Origin of the sequence: Aliivibrio sp. SR45-2, from assembly GCF_963890165.1 — a bacterium.
Lineage (GTDB): Bacteria > Pseudomonadota > Gammaproteobacteria > Enterobacterales > Vibrionaceae > Aliivibrio > Aliivibrio salmonicida.
The window spans coordinates 1-1,446 of the sequence record NZ_CAWPRC010000060.1 but is presented as its reverse complement, the minus strand read 5'-3'; the positions used below and the strand labels follow the sequence as shown (position 1 = coordinate 1,446).

2 protein-coding genes are annotated in these 1,446 nt (G+C 36.7%); both read left to right on the top strand.

Annotated features, from left to right (window positions below; all coding sequences use genetic code 11):
• Positions 1–293 precede the first annotated feature (293 nt).
• A complete protein-coding gene (locus AACV33_RS02990; RefSeq protein WP_255458673.1) occupies positions 294–662 on the top strand; it encodes a hypothetical protein in 369 nt (122 codons plus the stop codon).
• Positions 663–668: 6 nt separating this feature from the next.
• Positions 669–1,265 carry a coproporphyrinogen III oxidase gene (locus AACV33_RS02985; RefSeq protein WP_255458672.1) on the top strand — a complete coding sequence of 199 codons (597 nt, stop codon included), beginning with the start codon at positions 669–671 and terminating at the stop codon, positions 1,263–1,265.
• The last annotated feature ends 181 nt before the right edge of the window (positions 1,266–1,446 follow it).

The following is a 1,446-nucleotide window of genomic DNA, read 5'->3' as shown; positions in this document are numbered from 1 at the left end:
ATTACAATTAGGGCACTCTCCAGCAACACTGGTAAAATCATCAACTATCCTCTCTACAAAGCATTTCACTAAAGCACCTTTTCCCCCTTTCCTGTATTTATACAGTTTGGTTTTACATTTTATACAATAAATTTGAACCGTTTTAGACGGCCCTTTCTTATTTGGTTTTGTCATTTGGACCTCTATTAATAGTAGTGTGAAGTGAATTCATAAGAAGAAAACAAGAACAAAATACTCTACACTAGCGGCGTCAAATTAATTACCCATTATGAACTATGTCTACAGGATGTCACATGCGAAGCAATGCAACTAATGAAAAAGCTCAAGAAGTGTTAAGTCTACTGACTAAAGTACAAACTTATTTCAAAACTAAATTACTTAACGTTAGTGATAGCATAAATAGCAATACGACATTTAAAGAAGTGGAATGGTTAAGAGATGAAGGTCTGCACGGTGGAGGTATGCGCTTTGAAGCATTGCCCAATGGTATTTTTAATCGCGCCTCTATAAATGTATCGCAAATCCATTATGAGAACGACGACACAAAACACTATGATAGTGCAACGGCTCTTTCTTCTATCATTCACCCTTCACTACCCTTTGCACCTTCTTTTCATATACATATCAGCTGGACCACACATAAAGACGGTCAAAGCTATTAGCGTATTATGGCGGATCTCAATCCGTCAATCATAGATAAAGACGACAAAGAATATTTTGACCAAACATTAAAAGTAGCAGCCAAAGAAAACTATCTCTCTGGACGAAAATTGGGAAATACCTATTTCGATATCCCTGCATTACAAAAACGCCGTGGCGTAAGTCACTTCTATTTAGAAGGATTTAATCCAACATCGGCAGATGGGAGTGAATTTGCGAACCAATTCGTAACTAAAGTCATCGATACTTACGTTCATATTCTCCAATCACATTTAGTATCAAAAAAAGAAACAACAGAAAAAGAACATCAATTACAACTTGATTATCATACGCTTTACTTTTATCAAGTATTAACTCTTGATAAAGGCACAACCGCAGGATTATTAGTTCATAATCAAAATGATGTCGGAACGTTAGGTTCACTTCCTTCTCATCTAAATCGTGATTTATTAACCTCTTGGCAAGCAAAAACACCGGCACCTTTAGATCAATTAGTTGGTAAATTGCTTGACGTATTACCAACAACATCTGTTTGTACGATTACTCCTGAAGTAAAAGCCGCTCTCGCCCAAGCAATTCGTACATTTTACCAACCTAAGAAGTAACGCTCGCGTACTTAACGTAATAGTCCGTACTCAATGTATGAGTACGGACTATTTAGTTCATTTCCGGTTTAATCCACACTTTTTCGAAGTCAAACCAACCAAGTCCATTACAAGACGCATTTTGAATGCTATTTGTTGCATCTTCACTGATCCCCATCCATCCATGAAATAAAGGCGTTAT

Coding starts and splice junctions, on each gene's coding strand:
- AACV33_RS02990 (WP_255458673.1), top strand. CDS start 294: ATGCGAAGCAATGCAACTAATGAAAAAGCTCAAGAAGTGTTAAGTCTA.
- AACV33_RS02985 (WP_255458672.1), top strand. CDS start 669: ATGGCGGATCTCAATCCGTCAATCATAGATAAAGACGACAAAGAATAT.